Origin of the sequence: Methanolobus profundi (assembly GCF_900114835.1) — an archaeon.
GTDB lineage: Archaea > Halobacteriota > Methanosarcinia > Methanosarcinales > Methanosarcinaceae > Methanolobus > Methanolobus profundi.
Genome location: NZ_FOUJ01000001.1, coordinates 887,830 through 905,942, shown reverse-complemented (window position 1 = coordinate 905,942; position 18,113 = coordinate 887,830). Strand labels below are relative to the sequence as shown.

At 41.1% G+C, this 18,113-nt stretch carries 17 protein-coding genes; 11 read left to right on the top strand and 6 right to left on the bottom strand.

The features are described from left to right. The first annotated feature begins 2 nt into the window (after positions 1-2). Positions 3-1,055, top strand: coding sequence for a hydrogenase expression/formation protein HypE (gene hypE, locus BM008_RS04185; protein WP_091933557.1), 1,053 nt, complete (start codon positions 3-5; stop codon positions 1,053-1,055). Positions 1,056-1,144: 89 nt separating this feature from the next. Here hypE and BM008_RS04180 read toward each other — a convergent pair whose 3' ends face one another. Next, complete coding sequence (locus BM008_RS04180) at positions 1,145-2,437, bottom strand: S-layer protein domain-containing protein (RefSeq protein ID WP_091933554.1); 1,293 nt, start codon at positions 2,435-2,437, stop codon at positions 1,145-1,147. A 342-nt stretch (positions 2,438-2,779) separates the two neighbouring features. Between BM008_RS04180 and BM008_RS04175 the strand changes: the two genes are divergently transcribed. The 4 genes from BM008_RS04175 to BM008_RS04160 are packed head-to-tail and all read left to right on the top strand — an operon-like array spanning position 2,780 to position 6,660. After that, positions 2,780-3,952: an iron ABC transporter substrate-binding protein gene (locus BM008_RS04175; protein WP_245747858.1), complete on the top strand. Its 1,173-nt coding sequence runs from the start codon at positions 2,780-2,782 to the stop codon at positions 3,950-3,952. Between the two features lie 23 nt (positions 3,953-3,975). Further along, entirely contained in the window at positions 3,976-5,046 is a 1,071-nt protein-coding gene (locus tag BM008_RS04170) for a FecCD family ABC transporter permease (RefSeq protein WP_091933551.1), read from the top strand. Next, entirely contained in the window at positions 5,043-5,795 is a 753-nt protein-coding gene (locus BM008_RS04165) for an ABC transporter ATP-binding protein (RefSeq protein ID WP_091933549.1), read from the top strand. The genes BM008_RS04170 and BM008_RS04165 overlap by 4 nt, the downstream gene beginning before the upstream one ends. Before the next feature lie 19 nt (positions 5,796-5,814). Next, the gene (locus BM008_RS04160) at positions 5,815-6,660 is read left to right on the top strand and encodes a class I SAM-dependent methyltransferase (protein ID WP_091933546.1); all 846 of its coding nucleotides are present in this window, start codon (positions 5,815-5,817) and stop codon (positions 6,658-6,660) included. Between the two features lie 68 nt (positions 6,661-6,728). Here BM008_RS04160 and BM008_RS04155 read toward each other — a convergent pair whose 3' ends face one another. Continuing rightward, positions 6,729-7,901, bottom strand: a complete 1,173-nt coding sequence (locus BM008_RS04155) for an ABC transporter substrate-binding protein (protein WP_091933543.1) — start codon at positions 7,899-7,901, stop codon at positions 6,729-6,731. A gap of 96 nt (positions 7,902-7,997) precedes the next feature. On the opposite strand from BM008_RS04155, the gene BM008_RS04150 reads away from it, so the two are divergent. The 5 genes from BM008_RS04150 (at position 7,998) to BM008_RS04130 (ending at position 12,576) form a co-directional block, all read left to right on the top strand. Continuing rightward, positions 7,998-8,630, top strand: coding sequence for a DUF2115 family protein (locus BM008_RS04150; RefSeq protein ID WP_342707564.1), 633 nt, complete (start codon positions 7,998-8,000; stop codon positions 8,628-8,630). A gap of 84 nt (positions 8,631-8,714) precedes the next feature. Next, positions 8,715-9,293 carry a TetR/AcrR family transcriptional regulator gene (locus BM008_RS04145; RefSeq protein WP_091934209.1) on the top strand — a complete coding sequence of 193 codons (579 nt, stop codon included), beginning with the start codon at positions 8,715-8,717 and terminating at the stop codon, positions 9,291-9,293. 114 nt (positions 9,294-9,407) lie between these two features. After that, positions 9,408-10,211: a DUF1638 domain-containing protein gene (locus BM008_RS04140; RefSeq protein ID WP_091933535.1), complete on the top strand. Its 804-nt coding sequence runs from the start codon at positions 9,408-9,410 to the stop codon at positions 10,209-10,211. Between the two features lie 3 nt (positions 10,212-10,214). Then, entirely contained in the window at positions 10,215-11,087 is an 873-nt protein-coding gene (locus tag BM008_RS04135) for a DUF1638 domain-containing protein (RefSeq protein ID WP_091933532.1), read from the top strand. A 217-nt stretch (positions 11,088-11,304) separates the two neighbouring features. Next, positions 11,305-12,576: a WD40 repeat domain-containing protein gene (locus BM008_RS04130; protein ID WP_091933529.1), complete on the top strand. Its 1,272-nt coding sequence runs from the start codon at positions 11,305-11,307 to the stop codon at positions 12,574-12,576. A gap of 119 nt (positions 12,577-12,695) precedes the next feature. Here the strand turns inward: BM008_RS04130 and tatA are convergent, their stop codons facing one another. From tatA to tatC (BM008_RS04115), 3 genes are read right to left on the bottom strand one after another with little or no spacing between them, the layout of a single operon-like run. Further along, a complete protein-coding gene (gene tatA / locus BM008_RS04125; RefSeq protein ID WP_091933526.1) occupies positions 12,696-13,010 on the bottom strand; it encodes a twin-arginine translocase TatA/TatE family subunit in 315 nt (104 codons plus the stop codon). Positions 13,011-13,047: 37 nt separating this feature from the next. Further along, entirely contained in the window at positions 13,048-13,356 is a 309-nt protein-coding gene (locus tag BM008_RS15200; protein ID WP_091934206.1) for a twin-arginine translocase TatA/TatE family subunit, read from the bottom strand. A gap of 52 nt (positions 13,357-13,408) precedes the next feature. Beyond that, entirely contained in the window at positions 13,409-14,173 is a 765-nt protein-coding gene (gene tatC, locus BM008_RS04115) for a twin-arginine translocase subunit TatC (protein WP_091933524.1), read from the bottom strand. A gap of 134 nt (positions 14,174-14,307) precedes the next feature. On the opposite strand from tatC (BM008_RS04115), the gene tatC (BM008_RS04110) reads away from it, so the two are divergent. Next, positions 14,308-15,045 carry a twin-arginine translocase subunit TatC gene (tatC, locus tag BM008_RS04110; protein WP_091933522.1) on the top strand — a complete coding sequence of 246 codons (738 nt, stop codon included), beginning with the start codon at positions 14,308-14,310 and terminating at the stop codon, positions 15,043-15,045. A gap of 85 nt (positions 15,046-15,130) precedes the next feature. Here tatC (BM008_RS04110) and hypF read toward each other — a convergent pair whose 3' ends face one another. Beyond that, positions 15,131-17,425 carry a carbamoyltransferase HypF gene (hypF, locus tag BM008_RS04105; RefSeq protein ID WP_245747856.1) on the bottom strand — a complete coding sequence of 765 codons (2,295 nt, stop codon included), beginning with the start codon at positions 17,423-17,425 and terminating at the stop codon, positions 15,131-15,133. Positions 17,426-18,113 lie beyond the last annotated feature (688 nt).

Here is an 18,113-nt window from a genome sequence, read left to right as displayed (position 1 = left end):
AAATGTCCTCTAAAAAAACGATAACAATGGAACATGGTGCCGGTGGGCAGTTCATGCAGGAACTGATCGGTGGCATGATCCTGAAGAACATAACCCAACGTTCTGCCGGAACTGTTGGCCTTGATGATCTTGATGATGGTTCTACGATCTCCCTTCCGGAAGAACTGGAAGATGGAGCTGAACTTGTTATGACAACTGACAGCCATGTTGTGGATCCTCTTTTCTTCCCTGGCGGAGATATAGGAAAACTGGCGGTCTGTGGAACTGTTAACGACCTGACGGTCATGGGTGCAAGACCACTGGCACTGACATGTGCCATTATTCTTCCTGAAGGGTTCGAACTCTCAGTTTTTGAAGATATTATGAAATCTATGAACCTTGCAGCAGAGGAAGCCGGAGTTGCTATAATCACCGGTGATACCAAGACGATCCAGGGTAACAAACTTGATTCTATGGTTATCAACACCACAGGAGTGGGAATTGCTCCTAAGGTTATCAGGGATAACGGACTCTCAGCAGGGGATACCATCATAGTAACTGGTAATCTCGGAGACCATGGAATTGCATTACTTTCCCACAGGGAAGGCTTTGATTTCGAGACAAAGCTCGTCTCAGATGTTTCACCTGTCAATGATCTCCTGAAAGGACCACTCAGTTTAAGGACAGAAGATAACCAGCCTGTTATCACAGCCATGAAGGACCCAACAAGAGGTGGACTGGCCTCATCCATCAATGAGATGGCGCAGAAGAGTGGTGTAGGTATTGTCCTTGAAGAAAGTGATATTCCTGTTGATATGGCAGTGAACACAGCTTGTGAGATGCTCGGACTGAACCCTCTTGAGATAGCAAATGAAGGAAAGGCCGTTATAGGTGTCAGACCAGAATATGCCGAAGAGGTGCTTGAGCTGCTCAGGTCTCACAAATATGGTGCAAATGCCCGTATAGTTGGCAAGGCTGTCAGCGAGAATACAGGCAAGGTGCTTCTCAGGACATCCATAGGAAGTCTTCGTCAGCTTGGAATGCCTGTTGGCGATCCAATTCCAAGGGTCTGCTGAAGAGCAGGCTCAATATTGTTCTTAATTTAACTATAAAAAGTTGAAGAATGCTGAATCTCAGCATTCAGCTATTTTTCTTCTCAGGATACTCATTTTCGGATAAGTGCTGCACCAGCTAATCCAATAAACCCCAAAATAGATCCAAATCCAGGTGCAGAGACTGAACTCTCTACAGCAACCTCTTCGACCTCTTCATCTGTCTGGGCCTCTATCTCATCAGTTGTGTCTGCAAGGGTACTTTCCTCTTTTTCTGTTGTATCCTCTTCTGCAAGGTCTACAACAACTACCTCTGTGTCTTTCTCCGTTTCTGTTGCTGTATCCTCAACCTTTATGGTACAGGTTTTCCAGAGTGACATCTTCAGGCATGGTGCATCGGTATCTTCTGTTTGAAGGTAAAGACCAGCGTGCAGATCGATCTGTTTATCAGGGCTCAATGTCACTGCCTTATTGCTGGAAAGGACAACAGCATCATCATCTGTGTGAAGAACAGTACCTTTTCCGCTTCCTGCATAGTCAATACCGTCCATAAGAGCAGGTACTTTAAAACCTTCCACATCGAAAATACCATATGTTGCATCACTCTCAATAGTGGTGATATCTCCTCGGAGGAAAGCATATTTGAAAACAGCAAAGTTTGTATCTGTGCCGCTGAATATTGATTCTACAGTACAATAGAACACAGGATTATCATCGCTGTCCTTATAGAGATAGGTTTTTTCCATGTTGGTCATATTTGCAGATGCACAAATTACACCACTATCAATTTCCTCACCATTTTTCTTCAGATGCACCCAGACCTTTTCTCCTTCGACATCGACCTGGTCTACGACAAATGTCCATCCGCCTGCCAGTTCCCATTCTTCCCCGGAGAACATCTGTTTCTTATCATCACTATCAAATTGTAACATTATTTTGGCAATTTCATCTGGTTTGCATCCCTGTGAAGGGTCTGAAGGATCTTCAGGCATGACCAGATACCCCGGACCGAAGAATCCCATCTGATAGATGAACTCCAGATCAACATCATCAACTACAAAGGTTCCTCCGTCATCTGAACCTGCTATCTTTGATTTTTTCTTTTGTGGTTTAGCCACATAGTAGAGATCGCCTTCTTTGATGGTATCTCCAAGCTGGATCATTTCTGAAGAGTTCACGCTGTTGTGAATGTAAAGAACCTCACTTGAAAGACCGGGTTTTATTGGATACCAGAATCCTGAAAAACTATTTGCATCCCAATAGTGGTCTCCTGCTGCTGTAGAAGTATCTGTACTGTCATATACACTACTTCGGATCTTGTAAGTTACGTCTTCTGCACTTACCGGTACAATGAACATAGCCATCAGGACCGATACTACAAACATGAATTTAACAATTTTTTTCATATGAATTTCTCCTGAAAAAGATCACGGACAGAACCCCACCCAATTACACAAGAACCGACAGCAACACCAAAATAAACTGATATTTGATCTGTTTGTCTGATCTGGATGTACTCTGATCTTCTTAAAATATCAAAATGAGATTTTTGCCAGATAGATAATGTTCATATATGTACTAATTACTAGTTCAATCTTCTAGCTCTCATCATTTTGTAATACGTATCATGTTTGTTAGTATTATGTGATATATACTTTATTATTTTGATTTTTGTTTGTTTAGAATAAGAACACATATATAGTTAATTTGCATACAACTTTTGACATTTACTATTTTGGAGAAACAAAATGAAAGGAAACAAAACTCAGTTCATGTGCTTTTTATTTGCGTTGATCGCGATATCAGTTCTAATATCAGGTTGTACTGATTCGTATACATCACAAAGTATACAGACACAGGAAGAAGTTACAACAGTTACTATCACCGATGCCCTTGGCAGAGAAGTGGAGATCCCTGCATCAACTGAACATGTGATATGTTCGGGTGTCGGTTCACTCAGGCTTCTTACGTATCTTGAAGCTCAGGATATGATAGTGGGGATAGAGAGAGGGGAAACAACAAGCACTGCCTCCAATGCAAAGCCATACTCACTTGCAAACCCGCAATTTGCCACGGATTATGCCATATTCGGTGAGACCAGAGGTCAGGATGACCCTGAAAAGATACTTTCCCTTGACCCTCTTCCTGATGTTATTATTAAGACATATTCTGCAATGGGATACGACCCCGAAGAACTTCAGGAGAAGACAGGTATTCCGGTTGTTGTTATCTATACCGGGGATCTGGCAGAGAACAGGGACGAACTTGATCTTAGTATCAGGATAATTGGCCAGGTCGTAGGGAAAGAAGAACGTGCTGAAGAAGTGATCTCATTCTTCGATGAGGCATTAGAGGATCTTGATACACGCACAGAAGATGTCGCAGAGGAAGACAGGCCAACATGTTATGTAGGTGGTATCGGACGTTCAGGAGGACCACAGGGTTTCCAGTCCACAGAAGCAACATATCCTCCATTCCTTTTCACCAACGCATTGAATGTCGCTTATGGTGATACGAACATCAATGTTGCAGATGTTTCCAAGGAAAAGATCATTGAGTGGGATCCTGATATGATATTCCTTGATCTAAACACCATAGAATGCGGAGATGAAAGAAGCGGTGTCAGTCTGCTCAGGGATGATGGATCATACAGTCAGCTTCAGGCAGTACGGTCTGGAAATGTGTATGGGGTCCTGCCGTTCAATAAATATGCAACCAACTTTGGTTCAGTAATTGCAGACTCTTACTTTGCAGGCAAGACACTCTATCCTGACAGATTTGAGGATGTATCTCTTGAAGAGAAGACTGTGGAGATCTACACATTCCTTGTTTGCCAGGGAGATGAAGAAAAAGGCAGGGAGATCTATGATTCTATGATCAATGCCTATGACATTCCTGCATTCACAAAGCTGGATGTATAAGAATAAAAGAAAACGGTGAAAAAATGGACACTAGCTCGGGCGAGATCGCCCGTCGTTACAAAGAACATACCGGAAAGAAGATAACGTATATACTAGCCGGTATCGTTCTTTTATTTATTCTAATGGTGATATCAATTTCATTGGGTCCTGTTGACATTCCAGTACTGGAAGTGATGCAGACCCTTTTTGGAAATAAGGTCTCACAGCGATGGGACAGCATTATCTGGAACATACGCCTACCTCAGGTGCTCACTGCCATTGTAGCCGGTGCCGGGCTTTCAGTAGCTGGTGTTGTAATGCAATCCATTCTCAGGAACCCTCTTGGATCTCCTTTCACACTTGGGATCTCAAATGCAGCAGCCTTTGGAGCAGCATTCTCGGTAATGGTGCTGGGAACCGGAGCAACACACACGAACGTTGGCAGTGCTGTTACTATCAGCAATCCTTACATCACTACGATAGTAGCATTTGGATTTTCCCTTCTTGTTACTGTGATGATCCTTGCTTTCTCCCGGTTAAGGGGAGTTACACCTGAGGTTATGATCTTAGTAGGGGTTGCCATGGGTTCGCTTTTTACAGCAGGAACTATGCTGCTGCAATATTTTGCTGATGATACGCAGCTTGCATCTATTGTTTTCTGGACCTTCGGGGATGTTTCCAGAGCAAGCTGGGGAGAACTTGCGCTTATCACTTTCGTAGTGGTCCTATCTATAATATATTTTACACTTGAACGATGGAAATACAACGCCATAGATGCCGGGGATGAGACTGCAAAAGGACTTGGTGTCAATGTTGAACAGGTGAGGCTGAGGGGTATGATGTGTGCTTCCCTTGTAACCGCCATCATTGTTTCCTTTCTGGGGGTCATTGGTTTTGTAGGTCTGATCTGTCCTCACATGGCCCGCAGGATCGTAGGGGATGACCACCGTTTCCTGATAGTGGCAAGTCTCATAATAGGTTCGTTGCTTCTGCTCAGTGCTGATACTGCTGCAAGGATGCTGATCGAACCATACCAGTTACCGGTTGCGGTGCTGACCTCTTTTTTGGGTGCACCTACATTTATCTACCTGATATTAGGAGGAAGAAGAATATGATATTAGAAGTGGAAGGAGTGGAATTCCAGTATAAAAGTAAGGAAGTATTGAAGGATATCAGGTTCGAACTTAAAAAGAACGAGATCCTTTCCATACTTGGACCGAACGGTGTGGGCAAGACCACACTTCTGAAATGTATGAACGCTATCCTCAAGCCAAAGAAGGGAGCTGTCCTGATAGAAAAGGAAAATGTTCTCGAACTGGAGCAGATAGAGATAGCAAGACGTCTTGGTTATGTGCCACAGCGTTGTGAACCTGCAAGACTGACCGCCTTTGATGCAGTACTTCTTGGAAGGATGCCACACATGAAATGGAGCATTACTCCTGATGATGTTATGATAGTTGAGAGTACCATCAAGAAATTGCATCTTGAAGAGATGGCTCTGCGCTATATCGATGAGCTCAGCGGTGGAGAGCTCCAGAAAGTAGGTATTGCACGTGCTATAGCCCAGAATCCCAAACTGCTTCTGCTGGATGAACCTACAAGCAGTCTTGATCTTAGAAATCAGCTTGAGATACTGGATACGGTAAGGGATGTTGTCAGGAAGGAAAATGTCTCAGCCATCATGACAATGCATGACCTTAATCTGGCTTTCAGGTACTCGGACAAGTTCCTGTTCCTTAAAAATGGAACTATATTTGCAGCAGGAAGTATGGATGAGATCACTCCTGATATTATCGGAGAGGTTTACGGGGTACCTGTAACAATAGAGAATTTTCAGGATGTTTCAGTTGTGATTCCGGTATGATATCAAGGAGAGGATAACTATGAACCATCAGGATATAGATTGGGGTAATGTCTGGACAGAACAGATGAGAATGCATCTGGAAAGCGGTAACAGGAAAGAATGTGCTTCTATCTGGGAAGAAAAGGAAAGTGCAAAACGATTCTGGGAGATGTCCCTTCGGGATGACCAGAAAAGAGCAAGGGAAGTTATCAGTGCTCTGGAGATCACTCCGGATTCAAGGGTTCTTGATATTGGTGCAGGTCCGGGTTCACTTGCTATTCCGCTTTCTGAAAAGGTGGGACATGTAACTGCTGTAGAGCCATCAAAAGGTATGATCGAAGTGTTTGAGGATAACATCACTGAATATAAGCGCGATAATATTTCCCTTATCAAGAAAAGATGGGAGGATATTGATGTTGAAAAAGACCTTGACGGACCTTATGATGTGATAATTGCATCCTTTTCTCTTGGTATGCCTGACATACGCAGGGCAATAGAGGATATGCTCTCAGTGGCTTCAGGAAAGGTCTATCTCTACTGGTTTGCCGGAAATACTGCCAGAGATGAACATTTCAGGGAGATATGGCCCAAACTGCATGGGACCGAATATTGTCAAAAACCCCATTGTGATATACTTTTTAACTTGCTCTATCAGATGGGAATTCACCCTAACATGGAAGTGTTCACACTTGGAAGGACCGAGGTATATGAGAGTTTGGAGGATGCTGTAGACAAACTTTCATTCCATTTCTCTCTGGAGAACGATGTTCACAAACAGGTAATGGAAGAATATCTGGAAAATGTTCTTAAAAAAGAAAATGGGAATTACATATTCGATGGTTCTACCAGAAGGGTCCGGATCTGGTGGGATACGCAGAACAACTGATGATAAGGAGCAGGTATCTGTTACCTGTTCCTTTATTTTTGGAATCGATATTATTTACCTACTTTTCTTTATTCGAATTCTATACTCTCATATACAGGTGTGTCGGAGATGGTCAGCATTGTCTCATAGACTGACATCCCTTTTTCTTTGTCACCTTCACAAACAAGGAATCCATAGATCTCTGCAGCTTTATCCTCTACTGTGATATCTTCAAATTGTTCCGGGAAGAGTATTGTTCCTGCAAAGTATGCATTCACTAGAGCAGTATCGGGGTTATGGGAGTAGAATTTGTAAGGTAACATTCCATACACGTTCTCATTCTGTACTGCCTGAAGCTGGCTGTATGCCTCATCATGTTCAAGCTGGTATGGTGCGTAGTTCTCCCCGTCGAACATACTTGGTCTGAGTTCAACAAATACAATCTCAGGGTCCCATACGAGTATGCTTTCCTTTGATATCTTCTCAACACTCATATTTTCCGGGTTATATGCTACATTGTTCGCGTTAATGAAGTACAGTGCAGGGTAATTTGAGTCTGTACGCAGGAAGTCATATGCGCTTGAACTTCCGACACCACCGGCATAGCATGTTATCTTTTCTTCATCAGGTATGTTCTCTGTACGTTCATTGAGTTCTGCTATGTTCGAGTCAAAGAATGATATGACCTCTTCTGCCCTTTCCTCTTTATCCATTACTTCACCCATGATGCGAAGTATCTGGTACATATCTTCCCGGTTGTTCACCATATCTCCTTCTTTCAGGGCAATGACAGGAATACCGGTCTTATCCTGCATTTCATCAGGGTCATATCCGTTGGTGGTATACATTGTGAAGATCACCTGTGGCTGTGGGTCAAGGTTAAGGATGGTTTCCAGATTCTCTCCGTTCTTCCCAAACATCGGGTAGCTTTCAAAATAGGAATTCACAACTGCATAGGCTTTACCAACCGATACTTTGTGTTCGCTGCTGTCCACTGCAACTATTCTATCCTCTGCCTGAAGATATGTCAGGTATCTAAGTCCTCCTGCACCGGAACATATGACCGATTCCGGATCTTTAGGGACTTCTACGTTCCTGCCAAGAGAATCCTGGACTGTGATCATTTCTGCTTCATTCTCTGTTTCCTCAGGTGTCAGGATACTCTGGGATATCGATGCATCGCCCATGCATCCGGAAACCAATACTGAGGCCATGGTCAATGCGATAAAAAGTACTGCTAAGATCGTTCTGTTTTCACTCATTATTATCCTCCGATGAAGATCTATGAGTGAATGTTGCGTTAAACTATATACATATGTCTATTTTAACTAACAAGTGTGTGTCATTTGCTTTATATAATGTGTGTTGTAAATAGTTCTTTTATATACGGTATTTTGAAGAGAAGCACCATGAAAAGGTGCTTTTTAGGGTCTGTTTTAAGAGGCACTTATAGTATACACGAAGCTATAAGCTTGAAAGATATTCATATGCAAACTCTGGAGGTATTTCACATCAATTCACATGAATTATTGCTTATGTTAAAAAAAGAAGCTGAGAGCTTATCTTATGAGCACTTAATAAGTACAAGTGAAAATGAAGCAGATAGTATTCAAAGTCTTCCGGGAAGTCCCCGATACAATATCGAATATCTTGTAAGGTATAACCATAGGAAATTTTCCGAGCTAAAAGAGAGGGACTGTACTGATCTATCTGAAGAGATAGACATTGGACAGCTTGATGATCTTACATTCAGGATCAGCAAGTATATGGACACGTATGCTCCTGGTCAAAGTGATCTGAAGGAATACATTCGTATTATTTCTACATATCTTACTTTTGTAGTGAAAGAACCGCTTCATCCGCCGGGAATGTACGTAACTGAAGATCAGATGATCTTTGAGAACAATGGAGTTTATTATTGTCCTGTAAAGAGTAAGCATATATCAGAAGAAATGTCCCTGTGCAAATATTGTGTTTGCAGAACGAGTTAACTGTTGCCTACCTATATGTAGGTAGATATTTAAGGTATGGATATATATCATCTATATAATGAACAAGAGGACATGTTGATTAATATGACCGAGCTTAACTCTACCAATCAACAAATACTCCATTATGCAGGACACTTTTTGCAATGCAGGGGCTATAATGGATTTAGTTATAAGGATATTTCCCAGAAGCTTGGCATAAAAAATGCTTCAATACATCATTATTATCCTAAAAAAGAAGATCTTGTTGCTGCTTTACTTGAAGAAAGAAGAAAGAACCTGGCAATAGCTATTGCACAAATGGATGGGTCCAAAAAGTCTGCCCGTGAGCAGCTTCAATATTATTTCGATCATGCATTGCAGGAGTTCGAGGAGGGAAAATGTATCTGTCCTCCCGGTTCGGTGATGATCGATTTTGAAGAACTTCCTGAGAAAGTTAAAAAGCAAGAGATATTACTACTGGACGATATACGTGCCTGGCTCACCAATGTTCTGAGAACTGGTCTGGAACAGGGGGAATTTGATTTTTCAGATCAAGTAGAAACACGTTCAGAAGATGTATTCGTAACATTGATGGGGGCCAGACTATTAGCCAGTATTAAAGGTAGAAAAACACTTGTCAGGTCAATTTCTTCAATAAAATCTGGTCTTGGATGGAGGGATTGATTTTTTTATTTAGCTACAGCCTATCTGCATGTAGGTAGGCATTATATGTTGCATATTATTTTTGCTGAAAGAAAATTGAATAAATAAAATACGCAAAAAAGGAGGAGATCTGTAATGTCTGTTATGAGTATCATCGCATGTAAGATAATGCAGGATGAAATTGTGTGGCTTTTTACCAATGATCCTGAAATTGATAGGATCATAATAGTTGAGAACGAAAATATTTCAGAGTTTAGAGAAAAATTAAATGAACAGCATGTTCCTTATGAGGTAATACCTTTTGAAAAGATGCAAGAGCATCCAGATGTGACGGATAAAGATGGATTGGTCATAATAGTAAATATTCTGGAACTCGGACTTCATGCAGTGCCAAAAACACTGAGATCCGAGGTTTATCAGACTATTGAGGAAATGGTTCCTTTCTCCGATGGTATCCTCCTTTTTTACGGCCTTTGTGGTAATGTCCTTGGTAAAGTAGAAGAGGATTTTTGCCTTGAAAAAGATGGTTGCATTGTCAGGATACTAAGGGATGATGTGCGAATTGTGGATGACTGCATTGGAGCTGCAGTTGGTGGTGGAGCTAATTATCTGAAACTGCTTAAAACCCACAGTAAAGAACCTGCTTTTTTCTTTACACCCATGTATGCTAATTCATGGAGAGAACTTCTAAGCATCGATAAATATGCCTCTGATCCTGAAAAAGCTCTTAAGATGGCTAAAATGGTCAACGACATGGCTGGATATTCAAGGGTTGCAAAGGTCAATACCGGCCTGACATATGTAAAGGATATTGATGCAAAGATCGAAGAATATGCCAGTTTGTTTGGATATAGCACTTTTGAAGTTAGTGGGAATCAGGAGATATTCAAGAAATGCTATTTCTCAATAAAGGATGAACTAAAGAACAAAACAACGTAAAAAATGATAATGCCACTTTTAAGTATAGTTGCCTGTGAAATGCTTGAGGATGAATTGGTCTATGTTCTCTCAAAGGACCCTGAAATCAAACGTTTGTTCGTGGTAGAGAACAGGAACAGTTTCAGATTTGTACAAAAACTCAGATCTGCAGATCTCAAGCCTTTTGTATTTTCGTCTGACCGGCTATACTCTGTCGTCTCAGAAAGCAATAGTATCTCACACGATAGTTTCACGAAGATGCTTTTAAATATTCCATTCTTCAGGCAGATCTGTAATTCGTTAAACCGGAAGAAAGAACGAGAATTAACGGTTGTCGTTCATCTTCTGAGAAAGGACCTGCATTCTGATATTGATAATTTGCAGTCGGAAGTGTATCTGAACGCAAAAGAAATGTCAAAAATATCAGATGGCATCCTTCTTTTTTATGGTAAATGTGGCTATAGTTCTGAAAAAGTACAGGATGAACTACAGAAGCTTGATTGTCCTGTTCATTTTCTGAGAGATGATGAAAAGAACATTGTTGATGACTGTGTTAGCGTAGCACTTGGTGGAAATGAAATTTACACGAAAACGATGGTACTTGGCAATGGCAGAGGTGCTATATATGCAACTCCAATGTGGCTGTCAAGCATGAATGAAACGGATTACAGATCAACTGTATCTTTCCAGAACGCCCGTAAATATCTCAGCAGTCCGATGTACAGCCTTCTTTTTAAGATAAAGAACCAAAACTACAAAGATGCTAATTTTCATAGGAACGCTTCCGAGTTTGCAAGACTCTTTGACATGGAGATCATCGACATTGATGGAACAATGGATATAGCCATCAATTCGTACATGGAAGCTAAAAAAAGTGTCTGTGAGAATACAAAGTAATTACATTGGAGTCATGTGCCAGCCTGGAATGCCTGTTGTGAATACTATTCCTAAAGTCTCCTGAAAGCAGGCTCAAAGTTTTTAGTTTATACTTATCCGTTATTCTAAAGCAAATCTGTTTTATCTCTGTATAAATCATTTAAGCATATTGAAATAATATAACAATAGTTTAGTAAGTAAATTGCAAAATCTCAATTAATCTTACAGAGCTATCAACATGTATTCCAAAAACAAGATATTCAGTTTTTTATTATTATCAGTGATTTCACTGTCATTATTAATACCTCTGGCTTCTGCGGAACTAGAATCTGTAAAAGTCTCTTATGGCTATGAAGTAAGCGGAAGATCTGTTGAGTTCTCTCCTGATAATCAACACATTGCAATAGGGTATGATAATGGTGCTATTAGAATCTGGGATACTCTAAATGGTGAAAATATTGGTTTTGATCCTGAATATATTGACAAATACAGATTAATGTCTCTTTTTGGAAGTACCGAACCTTCTTTGTCTAAAATAAAATACTCTCCAGATGGACGATATTTATTAACTGCTTCCTATGAATATGATTTTTGGGGTCATCAGGCAACTTCAGCATATTTGATCGTGCACGATATCGAATCTGGAGAAGTGATAAGATATCACAATATGACTACTCCTGCATTATGGGACATAGCAATCTCGGCAGATGGGAAAACTTATGCTGCTCTTTCTGAAATGGACCCGGAAAATGAAACATCTACTATAAGCCTGTGGGATATGGATACAGGTAATTTAGTTGACACTATTGAAAGCAATAATTGTGAAGCAACTTCTATTGCTTTTACTCCTGATAATAAATCACTGATAGTCAGTTTTTTGAATAGGAAAAATCCTGACAGAATAGTAATATTTGATCTGGATACAGGGCTTGAAACTAAAGTTATTAAAGAGCGTTCCGTTGCCAACATTCAATTTTCTGATGATGGGCGCATATTTGCAGCAGGTGGTACTATCTATGGTGAAGTCATCGTTTGGAATTCAAGCAATTATGAAGAGGTTCTACGAATAAGGCATATCAACCATCCGTCGGAGGACATTGCTCTTTCATCTGATGGGGAACTTTTAGTTGTTGTTGAAGGAAGTTCATTAATGGCATGGAATCTATCAGCCAAAAAGCAAATTTTGAACATGGATTCTCTAATTATAGAATCAAACCATGCCTCTTATGACCAGGTTGTAAAATATCAGTGCATTGACATTTCTAATGATAACAAATATGTCGCTGTTGTTGCTTGGCTAGATGATGATTCAAAATATCACCTTGATTCAGATACCTTTTCAGAATCTTTTGGTACCTTGAATGATGATATTGAACCTAGTTACAGCGGTAATGTGGTTTTTATTTATGATGTCCAAGATATCAAAACTAATGTATACAAGGAGAATTTTTTCGATTTTATACTTAGATTAGGAAGGACATGGGAATCATGGCAAAGAAATATGTTCTAAGTAATATCTTTATTTGTCTCAGCTTTAAAAATAAGCTATAACTATGTATTATTAGTAAGAATTAGTAAATATGAGAAACGGATTAAAACATAAAGTAAGTGAGTCTTAAGGTGTTAAGCTCACTTTTTCAGCATGGCGTTGATCTCGGTGAGGAGCTCATCATCGCTCTTTCCGGTGGTATCAATGCCAAGGTTGGATGCTACCTGTTTAACGTCAGCTTCCTTCTTTGTTTCCTGGGTCTCTGTAGCTCCAGGGTTCTTGAGGGAACGCTCGAACTCTTTTACTGATATCTCTGACTCTTTCTGTGCCTTTTTGAACTCGCCCATGGAAGTTCCCATGGAACGTGCAAGTTCTGGTAATTTGGCAGCACCAAAAAGCAAAAATATCACTGCAAAGATCAGTATAAGCTCTGTTGGGCCTAATCCGCCTATCATATTTTCACGACTCCGTTTTTTATTCTGTTTTTCAATGTCATTTGGCCTTCGCAGCTTCTTCCATAAGGGCAAGAAGTTCCTCAGTGCTCTTATCCTGCACATCTATTCCAGCTGACCCTGCAATTTCCCTTATCCTCTCATCGACAACCGTCTGTGCAGAGGAAGTTCTCTCTCTGGACTTTGGTTCAATGTCGAGGTCAGATAGGCCAAGTTCAGCTGATAGTTGTGCTTTGTGGAAGTCACCATATGCTTTCCCTGCTGCCCGCGCAAGTTCTGGTATCTTGTCCGGGCCAAAGATTAGCAATGCAGCGACCAGTACAACAACTATCTCTAGCGAACCTATCATGGTATCAACTAAACCCCAATATTTCTTTCTGACATATACCTTTTTTGTTCGTTTATTTTGAAACAAGTAATCCTATCTCAAATAACACTATCAAGAGGACCGCACACACAAGTTGTGCAATAAATGTAGGGTCCGGTGTTATAAATAGAGAAAGTGTCAGAAGTGACGCGTACACCAGAACTCTCATTTTTCTCAGTGTCGCATGCCTGACAAGCTGCATTCTTGTGGCAAAGAACATCAGTACGGGTATCTGGAACACAAGACCTGTACCTGCCATGAGCGTAACGGCCATGGAGACGGTCTGCTTAACAGATATCTGGTTCTCGGCAACAGTGTCAGATGAGAGAATGATGTAGTTGAACATCAGAGGCAGAATGAATATCAATGCAATGGCAGCCCCTCCAATAAAGAACAGGAAAGATACAGGAACCACGCTCTTAATGAATCTCCTTTCGTTAGGATATAATCCTCTTGAAGCGAACCTGAACAGCTCATAGAGCGTAAAGGGCAGTGTGAATGCCACCGCCATGAGCAAGGATATCTTTATTCTGGCGAACATCCATTCGAATGGGGTATAGATGTTCATATCTATGTTCTCGCCCAGAAATGCATTCCACGCATTTATGAGCATAGATTCAGTGAAAGGATATGTGACAAATACACAGAGAAGCATTGCAAGGATTATTACAATAAGACGGTTGCGCAACTCACGCAGATGGTGCCTGACGTGTTCATTGTAATCACCTGACACGCCGATGCTTGCCGAATTGGCTTTATTTTCAGTACGTTTTTTATTTCCAATCTTTTCGTAATCCATAAGATCACAGTAGCTTTAGGATATATAACATAAAAACTGATTGGGACTTTGTTCTTTCAGATAGTAACTTTTGCGATCAGTTCCTGATTTATAGAATAAAAACATAGTACCCGAAAAAACGTAAAGGTGATATTTTGAATTCTTATATGGAAGATATCAGCGTGATCATAGTTTCACTCAAAAAGAAACTGGCTCTCCTTTTATCATTGTTCTTTGTTGTTTTTATGGTATCCTTCCAGTTTGCCGGCTTAGTTATAAGCACAATAAAGGATGACCTTCTGCCTGAGGGCGCAAAGCTGGTCTATGTATCTCCTCTTGAGATAATGCTGTTAAAGATGAAGATAGCACTGTTCATTGGTCTGTTCTTCATAATACCGTTCATACTTATCTTCGCTGTAAAGGCTCTGATGAAAAGGAACATGGTAACAATAAAAGTGAAAAAAGGACCACTTTTTGTTGTGTCTGTCGTTGCTCTCATCTCATTTTTAGCAGGCGTATCCTATGCATATTTCATTATGCTCCCGCTCTTTATTGATTATCTTTACCTGAATGCTGCAGCTTCAGGTGTGGTTGCAACCTACTCGATATTCAGTTTCATATCCTTCGCGGTGCAGGCCTCACTCATTTTTGGTCTTGTCTTTGAGACACCGCTCGTGCTCACAACGCTGACACGTCTGGATATAGTACAGTACCAGACACTGGTAACATACAGGAAACATATCTATGTCATTTGTCTGATCATAGGCGCTGTTATCACTCCTCCTGATATTGTCAGTCAGATGATGGTGGGTATCCCTCTTCTGATATTCTTTGAGCTGAGTTTGATAATCGTCAGGATCGTAGGTAAGGGGAAAAAGAAGGATAAAACCTGATGATATCTGAACAGTACGAGGAAAGTACACAGAATAATCATTGAACTTTGAAACTTGCCGGATCCTTTCCGGTATTCTCACTTTTTTACTCATGCAGACTTGCAACTATTGCCTGTCCAAGTGATATCCCGGCATCTCCGCATGGGATCCGGCTGTGTGATACGAACCTGAGCCCGTTCTCCTCTATTACGTCACGGATGCGATAGTTAATGTGTTCGTTGTAGGCAACACCGCCTGTAAGCCCAATTATGTCGATACCAGTCCTGTTCGCAGACCTTATGGCGAGTTCTGCAACTCCTCTGGAAAATGCATCCTCATATGCGTATGCAAGTTCGGGAACAGTATATTCATCCATATGGCGATACAGTTCAAGAAGCAGTCTTCCTGTATCAAGGATATTGTCTTTGATGTTAACAGGTAGTTCCAGTGACCTGTCCTTTGCCTTTCTGGCGATCGATTCAAGTTTCATGGAAGGTTCGCCCTGATAGCTGCGATATCTGCATATTCCAAGGAGTGCTGCTGCTGCATCAAGTACCCTTCCCGAACTGCTTGACATGATCACATTGATCCTCTTATCGAGTTGTCCAAGGACCATTTCTGCTTCTTTCTGTCCGTGCTTCAGTTCAAATGGCAGTTCCAGCAGTTCATCATGGTCCACAAGCCCTTGAAGCATTGAAAGTACCATCCTTTCAGGATAATAGGAACAAAGGTCACCACCGGGCATTGCATGGGTTTTCAGATGTGCATGTCTGATGTGTTCGGTATAGCTGGTCTCAAGGACCTCTCCGCCCCATACAGTGCCGTCAGAACCGTACCCCACACCGTCAAGGGCGATACCGATCATCCTTGCATCACGTTCAAGGCCAGCATCCGCCATGAGGGAGACCAGGTGTGCATGATGATGTTGTACAGGTACAACAGCATCCCCTCCATTATCCTTTGCAAATATCGTGGTGCTGAAATGTGGATGAAGATCACATCCCCATCTTTCCGGTTCTATGGATGTTAGCTTTGAGAAACATTCAAAGACCTCAGCATGGTACTTAGAGGTCTCAAAATGGCTTGTATTGCCGATGTGAGGGGAAATATATGCTTTGTTCCCTGATGCAAATATGAGCGTATTGCTCAGCTCAGCACCAACTCCTACGCAGGGTCTTACATCGAATGGCAGTTCTATTGGTTCAGGAACATAACCGCGGGAACGACGGATGAATACATGGTCATGTTCGAATGACCTGATAACGGAATCATCGATGCGGTTCTCTATCCTGATGTCATGCAACAGATAGTTGTCAGCTATATGCCCAAGTTCCCTTATAGCAATGTCATCATCGATCACCATTGGAAGACCAGGGACATTGGCAGATGTCATGACATATGCAGGACTTGATGTGTTCCTGAAGAGCATCTGCTGTATGCCTGAATATGGTAACATCACTCCGATGTTGTGAAGCTGTGGTGCGATCTCCTCAAGATCATGTCCGCAAGTCTCATTTTTTATGTTAAGGATGACAGCAGGACGTTTGCTGCTCAAAAGTAGTTTCTCTTCTCTGTCATTGATATGGACCAGTTCTCTTGCAGTTCCGATATCCTTTACCATTATCGCAAATGGTTGTTGTGGCCTGCCTATCCTTTCTCTGAGACGCTGTACACTTTCCACATTGAATGCATCACATGCAAGGTGGAATCCACCGTATCCCTTGATCGCCTGTATCTTCCCTTCATTTATTGCATTGGAACAATCTGTAATGGCGTTATCTCTGTGTGATATCAGTTGTCCGTTACTGTCCGTGAACTTCAGTTGTGGTCCACATTCCTGACAGCATACTGTCTGTGCATGGAACCTTCTGTCAGAGGGAGATGAATATTCCTTATCGCATATCGGACAGGGTTTGAACTCACCCATGGAGGTGTTGTACCTGTCGTATGGAAGAGTGTTTGTAACTGTATATCTGGGTCCGCATTCAGTGCATGAGATAAATGGATAGCTGTAACGTCTGTTCTGCGGGTCTGCAAGTTCCAATGTACAGTTATTACAGATGCCAATATCGGGAACAAGTATCGAATTTGGAGTTCTGTCACTACTGCTCTGGATTATAGAAAAATCGGTATAGCCATGGATATCAGTTTCTTCCTGTTCGATGGAATATATCTGGCTTACATCCGGTTTATCTGATATGAGGGAATTGAGGAAGTTTTTGATGTTGCCCTGACTGCCCTCAGCCACGATCTCGACCCTTCCTCCGGTATTACGGACATATCCACAAATGTTGTGGTTTTTCGCTATGCGGTATACGAATGGCCGGAATCCTACACCCTGTACGATCCCTTCTACTGTGATGTTCCTGCAGATCATGGACTTTGTTTTTTTGTACTTCAATATTCGTTATGGCACGAACAGAAATATTTACGATCTTATAATTGATAGCTCTAATCTCTGACATTATTAAAAAGTAATCTCTCACTTTTTGTGTATATACATTTTATTTTTTTAGCTATATGAATTATTTAATTTTATATGTTATTATATGATCAATTCTTAATTTGCATTTATTATTCGCTTAGTGTAAACAACTTCTAAAATTTAACTTTCTCACTATTATTTTAGATCTAAAGATGTTACTCGCAGTTTTGTATATCTTCTCATATCTTCTAATAGCAAATACCGAAATTTTCATAAGTTTCACCAACACCTATGTTTTTTAAAGTGTGTTAACACTGTTACCTAAGAAAAATGTTGTAAATTGCAGCTAACTGTATATACAGATAACAGTTGAGTATTTATATTAAAAAAGTTAATTGTGCAAATATCCTCGGTTCGATCGGGATAGGTGCCTGTCAAAAGCACACCTGCATTCATTATATATCTGATTTATATATTTGTTTGCTGTGCGCATTAAGGATGTACCGTCCATGCGTGGACATGTGTGTTATATACGGGTCATATTTATCGATCGCATCGGGTGATGATCAGAAAAACGAACGCAGATCTAACGGACCGATATTCAGGGCCGGAGGGCACTGCATACAGATCCTGTGCCATCGGTCTGTAACAGTATCATATGGCA

Bases quoted from the DNA above. Each gene is read 5' to 3' on its own strand.
- hypE (WP_091933557.1), top strand. From the start codon at position 3: ATGTCCTCTAAAAAAACGATAACAATGGAACATGGTGCCGGTGGGCAG.
- BM008_RS04180 (WP_091933554.1), bottom strand. From the start codon at position 2,437: ATGAAAAAAATTGTTAAATTCATGTTTGTAGTATCGGTCCTGATGGCT.
- BM008_RS04175 (WP_245747858.1), top strand. From the start codon at position 2,780: ATGAAAGGAAACAAAACTCAGTTCATGTGCTTTTTATTTGCGTTGATC.
- BM008_RS04170 (WP_091933551.1), top strand. From the start codon at position 3,976: ATGGACACTAGCTCGGGCGAGATCGCCCGTCGTTACAAAGAACATACC.
- BM008_RS04165 (WP_091933549.1), top strand. From the start codon at position 5,043: ATGATATTAGAAGTGGAAGGAGTGGAATTCCAGTATAAAAGTAAGGAA.
- BM008_RS04160 (WP_091933546.1), top strand. From the start codon at position 5,815: ATGAACCATCAGGATATAGATTGGGGTAATGTCTGGACAGAACAGATG.
- BM008_RS04155 (WP_091933543.1), bottom strand. From the start codon at position 7,901: ATGAGTGAAAACAGAACGATCTTAGCAGTACTTTTTATCGCATTGACC.
- BM008_RS04150 (WP_342707564.1), top strand. From the start codon at position 7,998: ATGTGTGTTGTAAATAGTTCTTTTATATACGGTATTTTGAAGAGAAGC.
- BM008_RS04145 (WP_091934209.1), top strand. From the start codon at position 8,715: ATGACCGAGCTTAACTCTACCAATCAACAAATACTCCATTATGCAGGA.
- BM008_RS04140 (WP_091933535.1), top strand. From the start codon at position 9,408: ATGTCTGTTATGAGTATCATCGCATGTAAGATAATGCAGGATGAAATT.
- BM008_RS04135 (WP_091933532.1), top strand. From the start codon at position 10,215: ATGATAATGCCACTTTTAAGTATAGTTGCCTGTGAAATGCTTGAGGAT.
- BM008_RS04130 (WP_091933529.1), top strand. From the start codon at position 11,305: ATGTATTCCAAAAACAAGATATTCAGTTTTTTATTATTATCAGTGATT.
- tatA (WP_091933526.1), bottom strand. From the start codon at position 13,010: ATGATAGGCGGATTAGGCCCAACAGAGCTTATACTGATCTTTGCAGTG.
- BM008_RS15200 (WP_091934206.1), bottom strand. From the start codon at position 13,356: ATGATAGGTTCGCTAGAGATAGTTGTTGTACTGGTCGCTGCATTGCTA.
- tatC (WP_091933524.1), bottom strand. From the start codon at position 14,173: ATGGATTACGAAAAGATTGGAAATAAAAAACGTACTGAAAATAAAGCC.